This is a genomic window from Rhizobium sp. 2MFCol3.1 (assembly GCF_000377565.1).
In the GTDB taxonomy this organism is placed as follows: domain Bacteria; phylum Pseudomonadota; class Alphaproteobacteria; order Rhizobiales; family Rhizobiaceae; genus Rhizobium.
Window position 1 is genome coordinate 26,377 of sequence record NZ_KB898366.1, and the last position, 15,520, is coordinate 41,896.

A 15,520-nucleotide genomic window follows, 5' to 3' on the forward strand; every position below is an offset into this window, starting at 1 on the left:
TTTCCACCTTCCATCAATGTCTCGCCATGCCGTCAAAATTAGAAAGTGTCAACACAAGATGGGTTATTTCCAGCATTTGCGGTGCCATCTCCCGCAACGACACTAAAGGCGAGGCCCGGTTCAATTAGAATGCGCTTTACACTCGCCCGCACCAGCGCTTCGCTTGTATATCGTACCTGCAAAATTGCCGTAGGACTTCTCCGGTGAAACCGGTATGGTGACCACGCTATGATATAATCCGGACTGCTCCACCGCTTCGGTAACGGCATCGTTTCCTGGAATACCGGCGCGGATGCTTGTCATCAGCACGTCGGGGGGGCATTCAATTAAGGCTTTCCGCACTTTATCCTTATCGAGCCCAACCTTGATGGCGAGTGTCGTTAGATGACTGAGCTCGTAGTCTGACGGGGTCAGACCACTGAGGGGGAAGAGCGCGAACATGAAGCCGCTGACGCTCAGCGTTCCATTCGGCGGGGCATTCTTCCGGAGAGCATTTGCGGCTAGCAGATAGTTGGACGATGACACTGCATCGGCCGACCATTCATTCTTGTCCCAGTTAAGAGCGTTGACCCGCGTTGCGCTCCAAGTTTGAGCCAGCGGCGTGTACTTGGTGAAAAGCGAGATCACAACAACACTTAACAGTAGGGCTCCAATCGTCGCCTTCATCCGCGTGCCATCATTGACTGTAAGCGCTCGCCAGCCGTTGGCCGACAGCCCTGCCAGCCCCGGCAAGCAGGCTGAAAAGTGATACGGGAAACCGATCTTTGTGATCGGTTCGATCAGCGGCACGATACTAACAGCAATCCAGAACCAGAGCCTGCCTCGGATTGCCGGCTTGCCGGACGATGCAAAAAGTGTCACCGCGACGGACAGCCCGCCGAGAGCCAGCGCCGCTAGCATCTCCTGTACTGCGACGGTGCCATTGGATAGGAACAGTGGGAATGGTCGATCACTCAAGGAAGCATAGATCGCTCCGAAATCCTGGTAACCAATGATCAGCGAATGAACGCCGCCTCTCGCCCACAAGAGCAAGAGCAGGAGCAGGCCGCCTGCCACCACCCCGCCGAAACAATATTGCAAGGAAGCTTTAATACCCCGGCCAACGAGGATTGCGATAGCGGCTACCACAGCGAAAGGAATGAATGTTTCTCGGAGCAAAATAGTAAGAGCGAGAAGTCCCCCGACTATGAACCAACGTCGGGTCTCTTTAGCAACCGCCGTCTGGGCGAGATATGCGGCCAGAAACAGCGGAACATATGCCGCAAAGAAGCTGTTCTTGAAGCCTGACTGAATGAAGATCGGCTGGTTCATGGTGAAAAGAAAGACAAAGGAAATAAGGGCCGCAGCCAAAGCGCTCCTGCTTTCCCTCCTGACAATGCCATAGAGTATCCACCCAGCGACAAAGCTGATGGCCATGTCGAGAATTCGCAGAAACATCAAATGGTTGAATGGAAATTCGAAAGACCATGACAGAAGTATGGGGTAGAGCATAAGAGCGCCGGTATTCGGCAATCCCTGCCCGTTGTTCAACGACGTATGTGCAATTTGCGAAAAATACGCGTAAACCCCTTCATCTGTGGACGGCGGGCTTCCCAAAACCGCCAGCCGCGGAACCGCGACGGCGACAAAAACCACCGATAACCGCAAAATGAAATTCAATAGAACATTAGGCGTCGTCTGACTTGGAAATTTCATGCTTGTATGTTGGTCCCCAAAATGAGCGGCGCCGGAATTAAAGCCGTGCACCTCTGTAACCGCTCTATACGGACTTTGCGACAGAGTCATGCTTGGTGTTAATGCGCCGATCGACATCTGGGCCTAGCTTGGCGGGTAACGACATCGCTTCACGTCTTTGACACTCGGGGCAGACTAGCGGAAAGCCAGTTTCCGGGAGCGCCGCGAGGTTTGACCTGTTTGATCTCGTAGTGTAACCGCAATCTGGGAAGCTGTACCGCGCAAGGTTCAGCAACCCGACAATGTTCCTGCACCCTGTTGCAGCAAGTTCGCGAGATAAGAGATCGATGACGATTTTTACGACCGGTGGTGCGGGTTTTATCGGCAGCAATTTCGTCCTGGACTGGATGGCCGAAAGCGACGAGACCGTCGTGAATGTCGACAAGCTGACTTACGCGGGCAATCTGGAAAACCTGGCAAGCATTGACGGCGATGCACGGCACGTTTTTGTTCAGGGAGACATAGGCGACGCTAAGCTGATGGCGACGTTGCTTTCCGAGTACAAGCCGCGAGCAATCGTTAATTTTGCAGCCGAATCCCATGTCGACCGATCCATTCATGGTCCGGCGGACTTTATCCAAACGAATGTGGTTGGCACATTCAATCTGCTCGAATCTGTCCGCACGTACTGGGCCACGTTGTCCGACACCGAAAAGCTGTCGTTTCGCTTTCTGCATGTATCCACTGACGAGGTTTACGGTTCTCTTGGAAAGAACGACCCCGCATTTGTTGAAACCAATCGTTACGAGCCCAATAGCCCATATTCTGCGAGTAAAGCTTCCTCCGATCATCTGGTTCGCGCGTACCATCACACTTATGGACTGCCAGTTCTGACCACCAATTGCTCTAACAACTACGGCCCCTTCCATTTCCCGGAAAAACTTATTCCGCTTTGTATCCTCAATGCGTTATCCGGCAAGCCGCTACCGATCTACGGGGATGGTCAACAGATCCGTGACTGGCTTTATGTAACGGATCACTGTTCGGCCATTCGTCTCGTTCTCGAGAGTGGGCGTCTCGGGGAAACCTATAATGTTGGTGGCTGGAACGAAATGTCCAATCTGGACGTCGTCAATACGCTTTGCCTCATCCTGGATGAGTTGAAGCCGCGCATTGATGGTAAGCCCTATGCCACGCAGATTACTTTTGTAAAGGATCGTCCAGGGCATGACAGGCGCTATGCGATTGATGCTACAAAACTCGAGAAGGAGCTAGGCTGGAAGCCGGCAGAAACCTTCGAAACGGGAATTCGGAAGACTGTTCTATGGTATCTCGAGCACCAAAACTGGGTGGAGAATGTGACGACCGGTGCTTACAAACACTGGGTCGGCAAGCAGTACGGTAATTGATCGATGCGATTGTTGTTGACGGGCAAAAATGGTCAAGTCGGGTTCGAACTGCAACGTTCGCTTGCGCCGCTCGGCGAAGTCGTTGCTGTCGATCGAGGTGTTTGCGATCTTACGAATTATTCACAGCTCCGCGCTGTGATCCGGGACACGCGACCTGACGTCATCGTCAATCCAGCCGCATACACTGCTGTCGACAAGGCCGAGACGGAACAGGACTTGGCCTTTGCAATCAACGGCATGGCACCCGGCGTTATTGGCGAAGAGGCTGCAAGGCTCGGCGCGTTGGTCGTCCACTATTCGACAGACTATGTTTTCGATGGTGGTGGAGAGGGTTTTTACACAGAGGAACAGCAAACGAACCCGCCAGGGATCTACGGCCGCAGCAAGCTTGCAGGTGAAGCATCACTAAGATGCAGTGGGGCAAGACACCTCATTTTTCGGACGAGTTGGGTTGCCGGTGTGCATGGTGCCAACTTCACGAAGACCATGCTGCGCCTTGCTGCAGAGAGTGATGAAATCAACGTCGTAGCCGATCAGGTCGGTGCGCCGACTACGGCAGACCTGATCGCTGACGCCACGGCCCACGCAGTGCGTGCCGCAGTTCGTGTTCCCCAAAATATCCCTAGCGGGGTATATCATCTAGTCGCCGGCGGAGAGACTAATTGGCATGCCTATGCGGTTCACATCATCGAGACAGCCCGGCTGGCGGGCAAGCCGATCCGCGTGGCTAGTGATGCGATCCGCGCCATTACATCAGCCGAATACCCCACGCCGGCCAAGCGCCCGACGAATTCCCGGCTGGACACGAGCAAATTTCGTGGCACTTTCAATTTAAGTTTGCCGCAATGGCAAGCGGGTATCGACCACATTCTCCAGCAGATGATTTGAGGCAATGAAGAAACGCAAAGGTATCATCCTCGCCGGAGGGTCCGGCACCAGATTGCATCCGGCAACACTCGCTGTTTCCAAGCAGTTGATGCCGGTGTACGACAAGCCGATGATCTACTATCCGTTGACCACGCTTATGCTCGCGGGGATCAAGGACATTTTGGTCATCTCTACGCCTCAAGACACCCCGCGCTTCCAGGCGCTACTGGGCGATGGTGGCCAGTGGGGCATCAATCTAAGCTACTGTGTCCAGCCGAGCCCGGACGGACTCGCACAGGCTTTCGTTCTTGGCCGTAACTTCGTGGGCAACGATCCATCGGCACTCGTACTGGGCGACAACATCTTCTACGGTCATCATTTCCAGAATTTGTTGAAGCACGCTGCGGGCCGAACCTTCGGCGCCACGGTTTTCGCTTACCACGTGAGGGATCCCAATCGGTACGGCGTTGTGGAGTTCGACAAGAACCAACGTGCGCTTTCGATCGAGGAAAAGCCGGAGAGACCAAAGTCCAACTATGCCGTAACTGGCCTCTATTTTTACGACGAACAAGTCTGCGACATCGCAGCCGACATAAAACCCTCAGCGCGCGGCGAACTTGAGATCACGGATGTGAACAACCGTTATCTGGCGGAGAGCCGTCTGACGGTAGAGATTATGGGCCGGGGCTATGCGTGGCTCGATACCGGAACGCACGATTCCCTGCTTGAGGCAGGACACTACATTGCTACGATCGAAAAGCGTCAGGGTCAGCGCGTAGCCTGTCCGGAAGAGGTTGCCTATCGGGCTGGTTGGATTGACGCGGCAAAGCTCGAGGCGCTTGCCGCTCCGCTGATAAAAAGTGGTTACGGGCAATATCTGCGCAACATTCTGACAGAAGAGATGTTTTAATGCAGACGACCCTGACCGCCATCCCGGATGTCGTTGTCTTTGAACCAATGGTTTTTGGAGACGAGCGCGGCTTCTTCATTGAAAGCTTCAATGCGCGGACCTTCAAGGAACTGACGGGCCTAGACCGCGAGTTTGTTCAGGATAATCATTCCAAATCGTCTCGGAATGTACTGCGGGGTTTGCATTATCAGATCAGGCAGCCTCAGGGAAAACTTGTCCGCGTTGTCCAGGGCGAGGTGTTTGATGTTGCCGTCGATATTCGGCAGTCGTCACCGACCTTCGGTAAATGGGTGGGTGTGCTTCTGAGTGCTACGAACAAAAAGCAGCTTTGGGTGCCGGAGGGTTTTGCACACGGCTTTTTGGTGCTGAGCGAAACAGCAGAGTTCCTCTACAAGACGACGAACTACTATGCCCCGGAATACGAGCGCAGCCTATTATGGAATGATCCTCGCCTTGCAATCGAGTGGCCTTTAGCTGGAGAGCCCAAGCTCTCGGGAAAAGACGCAAAAGCAATGCCTTTCGATTCTGCCGACCTGTTCGCCTGAGCGCAGTTGGTATTCGGCGGTTAGATCAATTTGAGACCGAATTTCCAGTAGAAGGTGGCTGCCGCCGCTAGAAACTGGCGAATATGCCATAGGCCCTTGCCGCCGGCATTGCCACCTCCGTGAACAATCTGGACGGAGGGAACAAAGGCAATCTCGGTCATTCTTGCCACTCTCAAGGAGAGATCAAAATCCTCGAAGTAGAGGAAATAGTCACGGTCGAAGCCGCCTGCCGCACGGAACACATCACCGCGAAAAAACATAAAGCATCCGCTAACGATCGGCGGTCGCCAGTATACTTGGTCATCTCGTATTTCGCGCATCTCGTAGCGATCGAGCCTTACCCCGAAGCATTTGCGTATTCTTGCCGGAGCAAAACCGCGTAGCGCCAGATCAAGAAGGCTCGGGAAGCGCTTGCACAAATATTGGCGTTGCCCGTCGATGCCAAACACCAGCGGAGTCAGCAAACCGCAATTGCGATTGTTCTCCATAAAAGCCACTGCGTTGACTAGGGACTCGGGCGAGAGTTCGACGTCTGGATTGAGCACCAGATGGAAGTCTCCGCAATACGGCAGGGCCATATTATTGGCGCGTCCGAAGCCGACATTGCCATGTCCGGCTTTGAGGGTGATCGCAAAATCCGGAAACTGCGCCCTGAGCCACCCGCTAAGGACATCCGTCGACGAGTTGTCGATGATCAAGACGGAGGACGTTACCTGCGTCAGGTTGTCCGTCGCAATACGAAGACTTTCTAGAGTACGCGCCAGAATCTGAAGGTCCGGCTTGAAAGTGACAATGCAGACGGAGAGATGCTGCTCTGTTGGTTCATTCTGCTTCAGTGCCGCATTACTCATTCGCCGTTCTTTCCTCGAAGCTCCGAAATTGCTCTTCTTATTAAGGACATACTCGCCGAGGGGCAATCCGGCGTTCGGCCGAGCAACGAGCAGCACGGGTGGACACATAACAATAAATCTTATCGTCTTGTCGAGTATCAACCTTGATCCTCGCGCCTGCGTCGATCACCAACCCGAGCAAGAGTGCGGGTTTCGCATAGCGTATGCCCACCTTGGCGATCAGGCCTGCGAGTTTGATCTTCCCCCAGCTTCGATCGCCGTCATCTTTTGCATTCGCTTAAGCATCAGCAGGTAGGACCATGGCTACACCAGCGCCGTTCGGCGACGTGCCCGTAGGCTTGCAGCCTTCAGTTGGTCTCGTTTTTCCGCGGAACCGACCGGTAACCTCTTCGATTTCCGACAGAAGATCAGCCTCTTCGATCTCGATTTCTCTGATCCCCGTACGTAGCACAAACGACGCTATGCGCCCGTGTTTCAGCCTGCTTGAGTTGCTCCTACAAGCTAGCACTCTTTTAGCGGATTTTCGCGTTTGGCTTCTTCATGGGCGTCGCGCCCTCCGATGAAGAAGAACCTTGCTCTGAATTTTCGCCGTTAAGGTGCAAGTTACAGCTCGCCAAAGCGTTACGCCCGTGCATCAGGGATCTTAGTACGGGTCGTTGTTTTAGACTTGAGCGGAGATGACAGACGGACAATGACGACTCCGATTTGTGTGATCAATCTCGACCGGTGGACAGATCGATGGAGCGACTTTTCCGAACAGGCAGCGGCCCTTCATTTGGATCTCGTGCGCGTACCCGGCGTTGATAGGCCCGCCATTCGCGAACTCGCCCGAGATGGATGCAATGTCTATGAAGATATCTATAAGAACTTGGCAGAGCGGTCGAAGCGCAACGAGTTTTCGCTGGGACCGAAGCTGATGGTGTTCTTGGAAGCGCAGAGTCTTTGAGGGCGCCTGCACTGGTTGAGCAAACGATTGTAATCCGAGCGATCAACGCGGGCGTTCCAAAAATTGACGGCGGCGGCTCGTAGTCGAGACACGCTTTTCGGCGCTGTGGGAAGCGGTCGATTTCACAAAAGTTGCCATGTTATAACCCCGGTTCGCTAATGCCATCCATGCAGTAGGCGGAGAGCAAAATACGAGAACCGTCTTTTTGCAACGCCGCTAAAAAGGCGAGCGGTTCGTTTGACAGCGACGCTCTCCTTTTAGAGGCCACCTCGGCCAGTTGTGAGGAGCACTTTTATGATGAGAAGGCTGACGTCGTTTCGAGACGGTCCTAAAACGAAAGGCACAGGAAATGCTTCTTCTCGGTCGAAACCGTACTGAAATCCGCTATCTACAGTAGATATGACAAAATGGGTGGGCTGAAACTAGCAATGAATCCGAAGACGGGTAAAACATGGATGACCAAGCTGCTTGCCGGCGCCGGCGGGCTGCTGGCAGCTTCGATTTCACTTGGGTACTCGTTGTATGAGCGCAGACAGGCCGATGTCGTTCCTCAGGTCGAGGTGGCCTCACCGGTGGAGGCCGGGCGCTGGAAGGTTTCAATTTTCGGCAGCGCGTTGGCCAAAGAGATGCCGAACGGAGCAAAGATATCGCCGGGCAAAAAGGCCGTCGTCGTTAGCATGATGCTGGAAAACCTGTCGGCGCAGAGCTCCAATCTCTATGGAAGCCTGATCAAGCCCACCAATCTGCCCGATACGTCGAAGCCGCAATATTATCTGATGCGTGATCGGGCGATACTGTGGGATCTGCAACCGCGCATGCCCGAGGCCGTGACCGCGGGATGGGAGGTTCCGGAGAATGTCGTATTGCCCGATGTTCTAAGGCTGCAGATCGAGGGCGAGTTCTTCAAGCCGAGGGACAATCTCTACAGTGCACCCGGCTGGTTTCCCTCGGGAACCGTTGCGGAACTGGCATTGCCGCTCAATGGCGAGACGTCGGTGGAAAGACCATGAGGCGACCTGCTCTTGTGATCGCGGCTGTTCTTGCGGCAGCGGTTGTGCTCGCAGCACTGCAGGCAACCACGCCACCCTATGCCACATTGACCGGGCCGATCAGCACCGTGGGTCGCCAGAGCGAGACGGTTTCGAGCAAGACGTTCAGCGTAAAGGTCAATCGCGTTCTGAAGGCGAAAAACATCGCCTACGAACAGTTCGGACGGGCAGTCGATCTCAAGAGCTCTGGTGTCTGGGTGGTAGTCTCCGCCGAGTTGCAGGCGTTCCAGAAAACCATGCCTGTTCGCGCCGCGACGCTGATCGGCGCGTCCGGCCGAATGTACCGTCAATCACGGCGGGCAGGGGATGCGCCAAACATTCTCTCGGCGAAAATCGTTCAGCCCGGACTGCCGACGACGGGTCTGTTCGTGTTCGAGCTCCCCGAGGATGAGATACGCAACATCAAACTGGTGCTTTCGGAGCAGTATGATCCGCAACTCAAGGACGAGATCAGCGTATCGCTCGAACCGGATGACACGGCCCCGCAAGCGAGACTGGAGATCCGCAAAGATGGTATCTGATCGCGCAAGATGGACATGGTGGCTCTCGCTCGCAAGCCTGCCGTTTCTGGTCGCGGCAGCTGTTGCGATCAATACATGGCGGAACATGGAGGATTACAGGCGTCGGATAGAGACCGATGTCGTGGAGGAATCTGGCCAGCTCGACTACGCCGGCGCGACGTGGCGCCTCGAGAAGGTGAGGCTGATTGGCGATGGACGCGACACGCAACTGCGTCTTCCCGGCGAGATGCGGCTTGTCATCGTCCGCATGGTTGCAACCGCCGCTCGCGATATCGGTGACGGCTGGGGCCAATGCGAGGTCAGCCTGGTGGACGGGGCGGGGCGCCGTTGGTTGCCGCTTGACGTGATCCTTTCAAGCGACATAAGCCGCGATCTGGAGCCTGCCAGCGAACCTTTGAAAGGCTGCGGTATCACGTCGCTTGATCCGCCTCATCAAGACCATGCTGCCTTGATCGAAGAAAAGTTCGTGGTTCCTGCCGCGGCGGTCTCCTCACTGGCTGTAAGGTTGAGTGTCGGGCCGCTGCGGCCGCAGGCGATCAGCTTTCCGCTCGCGTTCAACTGACAATCACGCCTCGCCGAAGCGCAATTCTCGCCCCCTCCATACCCGACCCTGGGCAAAGCCGATTTCCAGCGTCGCCGCGAGCAGGCAGATCTTGATCGGTGTGATCAGCAGGCCGTCGCCTGGATCGCTCGGCGTGCCAATGAAGGGCGAAATCGTCTGCGCGATGACCTGCCATAGCGGCAGATCATGCGGACCGATGAGCTGTGTGAGCCAATACCAGGCCCAGGCGGATCCCCAATCCAACATGCGGTAGCCGACAATGGCGACGAGGATCGGACCAATACCGGAATTCAGCGCCAGGCCGATCCCTTCGGCGAGCGCGCGATAGCGTTTCAGCGTACCAGAGATGAAGTGCGAAATGAAATCGCGCACCGACTTCGGCAGCGCCTGCCAGCGGGACACCGCGCCGGCGAGGCGCCCTTCGTCGGGTGTGTGCTCGCTATCGATGTCATAGCCGTAGACGAGGGCTGCGAGCGTGAGCCAGACGACCGGATAGAGCGCATAGAAGAACAGGCTGACGAGCTGCGTTGTGATCGGCGGTGACGCGAATTCGGGCGGAATTGGCACATCCTGCTGTGCGAGGGCGTCTGCTACTGGCTCAAGCTGGCTGATCAAAGTGCCGATTGTTTCCGGGAAATGGCTGAACCAAGCCCTGATCTCATCCTGCCACTCCGACACGACGAAGAGACCGATGAATGCCCAGTTCGCTTCGCAGACCACAATGAGGATCGGCCAGATCGGTGCCTGCGAACGCTTGTGCATGGCTTTTGCGAGCCGTCTCACGGCCCAAGCGACGACGACGGGCACGATCAGCCACGTGCCGCCGGAGACATCGAGCAGTCCGGCGCTCTCGCCTGCCATGAAGAGGCTGAGCGAAAGGCGGGAATAGTCCCTCACCGTATCGCCGAGAAAGCCCCAGGCGGTATAGAAGGCGAAAAAGGGGACAAGGCTGAGCGCCAGAGCGCTGAGGAAATCGCTACGGGGCGGGGGCAGCTCCGCCTCGGTCGACGTATCCGGCTGATCCGCCGTTCGATGTGAGGCGGCATTCAGCGCCGGAAGACCGCGCCGAACCGTCTCAAACAGGGCGACGATGACAACAAGCTTCAACAGCACGACCAAGGCGAGGACGGACAGGCCAGCAAGCGAGTTCCAGCGCCCGATCATGGCAGCGATTTCATTCAGCAGAAGATTGCCGATGAAGCCGAGCAGCCAGAGCGCCGCCAATTGCGGCCAGAAACGCCAGACGAGAGAGGCGGTCAATCGTAGCTGATACAATGCGGTCTTGAAGCCGCCGTCGGAAGCAGTCGGCTGAGCGGAATAGGACATCTGATCCTGATAACATTCAGACGATCTCCGGCCAAGCCCGGCACGGATTGTGCGCAGTGGCGAAGGCCCGAAATCTCCGGGCCTTTATCCGCCTCGTTCAGTTCTGCCGTATTTTAGCGGACAATCAACGGGATGCCTGGCGAGAGGTCCGGCCCACTGCATTTCTAAAGTGACGTGCCGAGGTCGCCGATTTTGACCCCAAGGGCTGCGGCAAGTGCGGCCTTGGCGTTTCCGGGCATCATCGCGATGCCGGCATTTATTGCTTCGCGCCATGATGCGCCGCGGTCCCAGGCCTCCTGATAGGCATCGGCCAGCAAATCGCTCTGGCGTGTCAAAGTGAGCGCTTCCGAAAGCAGCGCCGCCTGCTGCAAATCTTTGTCTCGCTTGGCCCGACCCAGCGCATCCGTGGATCGCCGGGAAGCGACGATAAGCTTATGGATCGCGTAGCGCTCAGGTGCGGGAACGAGCACGTTAATGCCTTCCCTGTGCAGCAAAACGGTCCGTACCGGTTCGTAAATCAGGTAGTCGAGGAACCTCAGGTTCTCTGCAGAAGCACCACCGAGAGCGGGCATTGGCGATGGTTTGCCCGTATAGTCGTCCGATCCGCGGTTACCCGTCAGGAACTCGACACGGTAGCCCTTGCCGTTTTGGAATGCGATGACTTTGGCTCGATCGGCCTGATGCGGGATCGGTCGAAAACCGGGATCGACGGTCTGCAACAGGTTCAAGACAGGCGGCAGGCTGTCTGCTACTCCGGCAGAAATCGCAAAGTCCTGCGCGAAGTCGGCATCGCCGGTTTGCATCGCCGACGAGGGGAGGCGAACGCCGAGGTGGCCGGCGTAAGCGCCAAAGGCGACGGAACCGATCAGGACGGCGCGCAAGCGGAACAAGCCGGCATCGGCGAGAGCCTTGGTAATGTCGCCGGCGAACGGGTCCGGTCCGGCAAGACCGGCACTTCTGCGGAGCGTGCCGACCATCCGCCGACGCTCCCGGATATCATCTTTGAGCTCCTTGTGAGCCATTACCCGTGAGGTAATCGCTTCATCGCTGTGCGGGCCAACGTAGCGCCTTTTATCGCCGTCGGGCGTAGGGAGATCAAAGTACCAGTAGTCCTTCCCTTTGACCGGCACCGTGACAAAACGGCCCTCAAGGGGGAAGTCTGCTTGGAATTGTCCATCGAGCGAGCGCTGGGCCAGTTCCGCGAACATTGTTCGATAAATCAAGTCGATTGTTTTCATGTGCGGATCTTCCCCGGTGGATTACGTCGTGTTTCCAGGCGGACGTGTTCGAACTCTACTGACTAAGTTATAATGTTTTATCCAGAAAATTATAACTACTGCAAAAGATGTCAATCGTTGCTGGTTATAATGTTTTAGAGAATAAATTATAACGACGTTTCAGGTGGTGCTCGTCCCGAGCGATCGTTTTCGGTCATCGGGGCGTCAAGGCAGCAGAAGGTCCGCTATCGATTGATTATCCAATAAAACATGATAAATGTTCTCATCTTTATCGTGGCGGCAATAAACGCCAGCTCAGCTGGCGAGGTCGTTTTCCACGAGATTCTGCACCTGGAATAACGGCGACGAAAGTGGGTCGGGCTATTGGATTTCTTGCAGTCGATGATCTGGCGCACCGAAGGTATTCGGCCGATTGCCCCGGTGCGGTGGCGGCAGTTCGATGGTCTGCTCAGTGCGTTCTGGGAGGCCGAGAGCCAATCGGGCGCTCGAGGCCACTATTTGGCCGGCCACCCGCATATCATGGTCTTCTTCAACGACATGTCGGATCAGTTCCGAATTTCGAACCATGACGGTCAGTTTGACCGGCAGTACCGGCCGATGCCCCGCGCCATCTATGTGCCGCCTGGCGTTCCTGTGTGGACCGGCAGCACCGGCGCGCACCGTTTCTCGCATCTGAACCTGCACCTTCACAAAGATCGTCTTTTGCGATTTCTTTCGCCTTCGATTGGCTCGTCGGCCGCTCTCGCCGCCATTCGTCGGCCTGTCGAGATTTACGACGTTGAGGCCATTCAGGTGCTGGCCGGTCTGATGGTCAACGAACTGTCCGATTGGTCGAAGCACGCGCTCTATGCCGAAAGCCTCGTGAGCAGCATTGTGGCGAGCCTGCTCGATATTCATCAGCCGAACGATGGGCAGGCGGCGGGACGGCTCACTCAGGCTCAGCTGAACAAGCTCTCGTCGCGCGTTGATGACCTCCGTGACGACAGGCTGACGGTCGCCGAAATGGCGCAGGCGGTCGGATTGTCGGAGAGCTGGTTTTCGAATGTCTTCAAGCAGACCACAGGAAAAACGCCGCTGCAGTGGCAGCTCGCCAAGCGGATCGATCGCGCAAAGGGCCTGCTTGCCGAGACCGACATGACGATCGCCGCAGTTGCCGCGCAGATCGGCTTTTCCGACCAGGCACATTTTACGCGCGTTTTCAGGCAAGTCGCAGGCGATACGCCGGCCGCCTGGCGCCGGTTTCACGATGCTCTTTAGCTTTCTGAGGAAGAAAGAGCGTTCCATCTCCTCTTAGACCGATGGCCCGCACGGAAATCGCTTAGCACGCTTTCGCGACGTTGCCTTGGCACATTGGGAGAACGGGCCCGCCAACAGCAGCTGCCGGCGGGCCATTCGTATCACCAGCTCTGACGCAGAGTGGCCATGACCGTTCGGCCAGGATTGTAGAAGATGCCGCCACTGTCCTGATGGACGCGGTGCTTTTCGTCGAAGAGGTTGCTGGCGTTGAGCTGAAACGTCGTGTTCTCCTGGATCTTGTAGGTAAAGGAGGCGTCGACCAGCACAGCGCTCTCGGACTTTGCCGACTGGGTATTGGCGAGATCCGTGAAATACGAGCCGACATACCGCGCGCCGAGGCCGAACGTCATGTCGCCGCGTGCTCCATTGCCCTCCAGCTTATAGGTTCCCCAGACCGATGCCATATTCTTGGGAACATGCATGAGGCGATTGCCATCATTCGCGCCACCCGGCTCGTCGATGCGGGAATCGATATAGGTGTAAGCCGCAATCAGATCGATGTTGTCGGTGACTTCGGCTTTGGCCTCGAGTTCAAGGCCGCGATGCCTGACCTTGTCGACCGTCTGGGGGATATAGGTGACGGAATCGTAGGTTGTGATGTTGCCCTTGGTCAGGTCGAAGATCGACGCCGTGAACAGAGCGGGGAAGGCGTCGGGCCGGTATTTGACGCCGACCTCATACTGCTTGCCGGTGGTAGGATCAGCCCCGATTGCCGGAGGCGCGACCGATTCACCGTAGCTCGCAAAGGCTGCGAATTCATCGGTGATCTTGTAGCTCACGCCGATGCGCTTGGAAAATTCGCTATGGGTGTCGGCTGTTCGTGCATCGGTGAACAGGTCTGTTTCACCAAGATCGAGCCAATCGTTGCGCAGGCCGAGGCTCACCGTCAGCCTGTCGAAGAAGGTCAGGTCCTGCTGAAGATAGAGCCCCGTCGTCTTCTGATCGTTGCTTGTGCCGTAAGTGGGATCGGTCGAGCTGGGGCCACCGGAGTAGACCGGGTCCAACCAGTTGATTGGCGGGGCGCCGGGGAGGTAGAGGCCGTAGTTTTTCGACTTGAAGTTATTGTAGTCGAGGCCAAGCAGGGTGCGGCTTTCGACACTGTCGAAATTCCCCTCGTACATCAGATGCGCATCGATCACGAACTGCTCGTTATCAGTGTCGCTGCCGAAATAATATCGGTCCGCCAGGAATGAGCCGTCGGTTCGCGTGTTGGAGAGATAGGCGCTGCCGAAGTCGAGCCTAGACTTGCTGTAGCGGGCATTCGAGCTGAAGCTCAGTCCGTCGCCGAAATCGTGGTCGAACAGCAGGCTGTAGCTGTTGCGGTTCGTGTTGCTGAAATAATAGTCCGGCTCGCCAAAGAATGTGCTTCGGTCAAAATCGGTTCCGTATGGCTGGCCGCCGCTGCCGGGAACGCCCGCCTTGTCCAGATGATCGAAGACGAAGGAAAGGCTGGTCGCGTCGGTCGGGCGCCATGTGACGCCGCCCATGAGGAATTTCTCGTTATCCTTTGAGTAGTCGTATTCCGCATCCGCGTTCTGGAACTTCCCGGTCAGGCGATAGGACAGCGTATCGTCTTCGGTGATGTTGTCGCCGAAATCGAAACCGGCCTCCTTATGCGCATAAGATCCGGCGGTGCCGTAGACTTCACCGAACCGCTCGCTTTTCGGCAGCTTCGTGACGTAATTCACCGAGCCACCCGGCTCGGCCACGCCGAAGCCCGCGGAACTGGTGCCCTTGAGCACTTCGATGCGCTCGAACGCGTAGGGTTCTTCGCGAACGCCGGCGAAGGTGCGGCCGATCGCCAGGCCGTCGCGATAGGTGTAGGGTACGAAGCCGCGAATATCGAAATAGTCATAACGATCGTCCGAGCCATAGAAATCGCTCGATACGCCTGCGCTGTACTGCACGACCTGTTCTACTGTCTCGGCGGCGCGCTCCTGGATTTCCTTGGACGTGATGACCGAGACGGAGGCGGGCGCCGTCAGAATGTCGGTCGGCATCTTGCCGACGCCGGTCGTCTCTGTCGCTACAACCGACTTTGAATCGTTTTCCGTATTGAGAACGCCCTGCGTGCTGCCGCTGCCCTGAAGAACGATCGGTTTCAACGAGGTCTCGGAGCCATCAGCATTGGCGTCTTGGGCCAGCAGCAAAGTCGGGGCCAGGGCGGCGACCGCTGTGCAGCCCAGAAGAAACGCAGTCCGGCAGCGTAGGGAAACTCGGCTCGAGCGGCGGCCCGTTGTGTCGATATCCATGATCAAAATTCCAAAGTTGGCGTCAAAAGGATCGCCCAAGCCGGTGGCGGCGCCATGCGAGCGAGAATGCTCGA

The 15,520-nt window shown here is 56.6% G+C and carries 16 protein-coding genes; 9 read left to right on the forward strand and 7 right to left on the reverse strand.

Annotated features, from left to right (window positions below; all coding sequences use genetic code 11):
• Window positions 1–120: 120 nt before the first annotated feature.
• Window positions 121–1,812: a hypothetical protein gene (locus tag D460_RS0122770; protein ID WP_155947837.1), complete on the reverse strand. Its 1,692-nt coding sequence runs from the start codon at window positions 1,810–1,812 to the stop codon at window positions 121–123.
• 209 nt (window positions 1,813–2,021) lie between these two features.
• Here D460_RS0122770 and rfbB point away from each other — a divergent pair, with 209 nt between their 5' ends.
• The 4 genes from rfbB to rfbC are packed head-to-tail and all read left to right on the forward strand — an operon-like array spanning window position 2,022 to window position 5,405.
• A complete protein-coding gene (gene rfbB, locus D460_RS0122775) occupies window positions 2,022–3,083 on the forward strand; it encodes a dTDP-glucose 4,6-dehydratase (RefSeq protein ID WP_018900908.1) in 1,062 nt (353 codons plus the stop codon).
• A 3-nt stretch (window positions 3,084–3,086) separates the two neighbouring features.
• Complete coding sequence (gene rfbD, locus D460_RS0122780; protein ID WP_018900909.1) at window positions 3,087–3,971, forward strand: dTDP-4-dehydrorhamnose reductase; 885 nt, start codon at window positions 3,087–3,089, stop codon at window positions 3,969–3,971.
• Between the two features lie 4 nt (window positions 3,972–3,975).
• On the forward strand, window positions 3,976–4,860 hold the full coding sequence (gene rfbA / locus D460_RS0122785) for a glucose-1-phosphate thymidylyltransferase RfbA (protein ID WP_018900910.1): 885 nt from the start codon (window positions 3,976–3,978) through the stop codon (window positions 4,858–4,860).
• Window positions 4,860–5,405, forward strand: coding sequence for a dTDP-4-dehydrorhamnose 3,5-epimerase (rfbC, locus tag D460_RS0122790; protein ID WP_018900911.1), 546 nt, complete (start codon window positions 4,860–4,862; stop codon window positions 5,403–5,405). The genes rfbA and rfbC overlap by 1 nt, the downstream gene beginning before the upstream one ends.
• A 20-nt stretch (window positions 5,406–5,425) precedes the next feature.
• On the opposite strand, the gene D460_RS0122795 is transcribed toward rfbC, so the two are convergent.
• Genes D460_RS0122795 through D460_RS35330 form a run of 3 tightly spaced genes read right to left on the reverse strand, consistent with a single transcriptional unit; the run spans window position 5,426 to window position 6,764 of the window.
• Window positions 5,426–6,256, reverse strand: coding sequence for a glycosyltransferase (locus tag D460_RS0122795; protein WP_018900912.1), 831 nt, complete (start codon window positions 6,254–6,256; stop codon window positions 5,426–5,428).
• Between the two features lie 40 nt (window positions 6,257–6,296).
• Window positions 6,297–6,494, reverse strand: coding sequence for a hypothetical protein (locus D460_RS36095; RefSeq protein ID WP_155947843.1), 198 nt, complete (start codon window positions 6,492–6,494; stop codon window positions 6,297–6,299).
• Window positions 6,495–6,533: 39 nt separating this feature from the next.
• The gene (locus D460_RS35330; RefSeq protein ID WP_348625650.1) at window positions 6,534–6,764 is read right to left on the reverse strand and encodes a TraC family protein; all 231 of its coding nucleotides are present in this window, start codon (window positions 6,762–6,764) and stop codon (window positions 6,534–6,536) included.
• 183 nt (window positions 6,765–6,947) lie between these two features.
• On the opposite strand from D460_RS35330, the gene D460_RS0122800 reads away from it, so the two are divergent.
• From D460_RS0122800 to D460_RS0122815, 4 genes are all read left to right on the forward strand, one after another.
• Window positions 6,948–7,202, forward strand: a complete 255-nt coding sequence (locus D460_RS0122800; protein WP_018900913.1) for a hypothetical protein — start codon at window positions 6,948–6,950, stop codon at window positions 7,200–7,202.
• Window positions 7,203–7,609: 407 nt separating this feature from the next.
• On the forward strand, window positions 7,610–8,212 hold the full coding sequence (locus D460_RS0122805; protein ID WP_155947838.1) for a hypothetical protein: 603 nt from the start codon (window positions 7,610–7,612) through the stop codon (window positions 8,210–8,212).
• The gene (locus D460_RS0122810) at window positions 8,209–8,772 is read left to right on the forward strand and encodes a hypothetical protein (protein WP_018900915.1); all 564 of its coding nucleotides are present in this window, start codon (window positions 8,209–8,211) and stop codon (window positions 8,770–8,772) included. Before D460_RS0122805 ends, D460_RS0122810 begins: the two co-directional genes overlap by 4 nt.
• A gap of 85 nt (window positions 8,773–8,857) precedes the next feature.
• Window positions 8,858–9,334, forward strand: coding sequence for a hypothetical protein (locus D460_RS0122815; RefSeq protein WP_155947839.1), 477 nt, complete (start codon window positions 8,858–8,860; stop codon window positions 9,332–9,334).
• Between the two features lie 3 nt (window positions 9,335–9,337).
• Here D460_RS0122815 and D460_RS0122820 read toward each other — a convergent pair whose 3' ends face one another.
• The gene (locus tag D460_RS0122820) at window positions 9,338–10,660 is read right to left on the reverse strand and encodes a hypothetical protein (protein ID WP_018900917.1); all 1,323 of its coding nucleotides are present in this window, start codon (window positions 10,658–10,660) and stop codon (window positions 9,338–9,340) included.
• A gap of 164 nt (window positions 10,661–10,824) precedes the next feature.
• Window positions 10,825–11,898: a GSU2403 family nucleotidyltransferase fold protein gene (locus D460_RS0122825; RefSeq protein WP_026283429.1), complete on the reverse strand. Its 1,074-nt coding sequence runs from the start codon at window positions 11,896–11,898 to the stop codon at window positions 10,825–10,827.
• Between the two features lie 363 nt (window positions 11,899–12,261).
• On the opposite strand from D460_RS0122825, the gene D460_RS0122835 reads away from it, so the two are divergent.
• Window positions 12,262–13,155 (forward strand): AraC family transcriptional regulator, encoded by an 894-nt coding sequence (locus tag D460_RS0122835; RefSeq protein ID WP_018900919.1) that lies wholly within the window; start codon window positions 12,262–12,264, stop codon window positions 13,153–13,155.
• A gap of 140 nt (window positions 13,156–13,295) precedes the next feature.
• Here D460_RS0122835 and D460_RS0122840 read toward each other — a convergent pair whose 3' ends face one another.
• On the reverse strand, window positions 13,296–15,446 hold the full coding sequence (locus D460_RS0122840) for a TonB-dependent siderophore receptor (protein ID WP_018900920.1): 2,151 nt from the start codon (window positions 15,444–15,446) through the stop codon (window positions 13,296–13,298).
• Window positions 15,447–15,520 lie beyond the last annotated feature (74 nt).

Bases quoted from the DNA above. Each gene is read 5' to 3' on its own strand.
- rfbB (WP_018900908.1), top strand. From the start codon at position 2,022: ATGACGATTTTTACGACCGGTGGTGCGGGTTTTATCGGCAGCAATTTC.
- rfbD (WP_018900909.1), top strand. From the start codon at position 3,087: ATGCGATTGTTGTTGACGGGCAAAAATGGTCAAGTCGGGTTCGAACTG.
- D460_RS0122820 (WP_018900917.1), bottom strand. From the start codon at position 10,660: ATGTCCTATTCCGCTCAGCCGACTGCTTCCGACGGCGGCTTCAAGACC.
- D460_RS0122840 (WP_018900920.1), bottom strand. From the start codon at position 15,446: ATGGATATCGACACAACGGGCCGCCGCTCGAGCCGAGTTTCCCTACGC.
- D460_RS0122800 (WP_018900913.1), top strand. From the start codon at position 6,948: ATGACGACTCCGATTTGTGTGATCAATCTCGACCGGTGGACAGATCGA.
- D460_RS0122825 (WP_026283429.1), bottom strand. From the start codon at position 11,898: ATGAAAACAATCGACTTGATTTATCGAACAATGTTCGCGGAACTGGCC.
- rfbC (WP_018900911.1), top strand. From the start codon at position 4,860: ATGCAGACGACCCTGACCGCCATCCCGGATGTCGTTGTCTTTGAACCA.
- D460_RS0122795 (WP_018900912.1), bottom strand. From the start codon at position 6,256: ATGAGTAATGCGGCACTGAAGCAGAATGAACCAACAGAGCAGCATCTC.
- D460_RS0122770 (WP_155947837.1), bottom strand. From the start codon at position 1,812: ATGTCGATCGGCGCATTAACACCAAGCATGACTCTGTCGCAAAGTCCG.
- D460_RS0122810 (WP_018900915.1), top strand. From the start codon at position 8,209: ATGAGGCGACCTGCTCTTGTGATCGCGGCTGTTCTTGCGGCAGCGGTT.
- D460_RS0122805 (WP_155947838.1), top strand. From the start codon at position 7,610: ATGGGTGGGCTGAAACTAGCAATGAATCCGAAGACGGGTAAAACATGG.
- D460_RS0122815 (WP_155947839.1), top strand. From the start codon at position 8,858: ATGGAGGATTACAGGCGTCGGATAGAGACCGATGTCGTGGAGGAATCT.
- rfbA (WP_018900910.1), top strand. From the start codon at position 3,976: ATGAAGAAACGCAAAGGTATCATCCTCGCCGGAGGGTCCGGCACCAGA.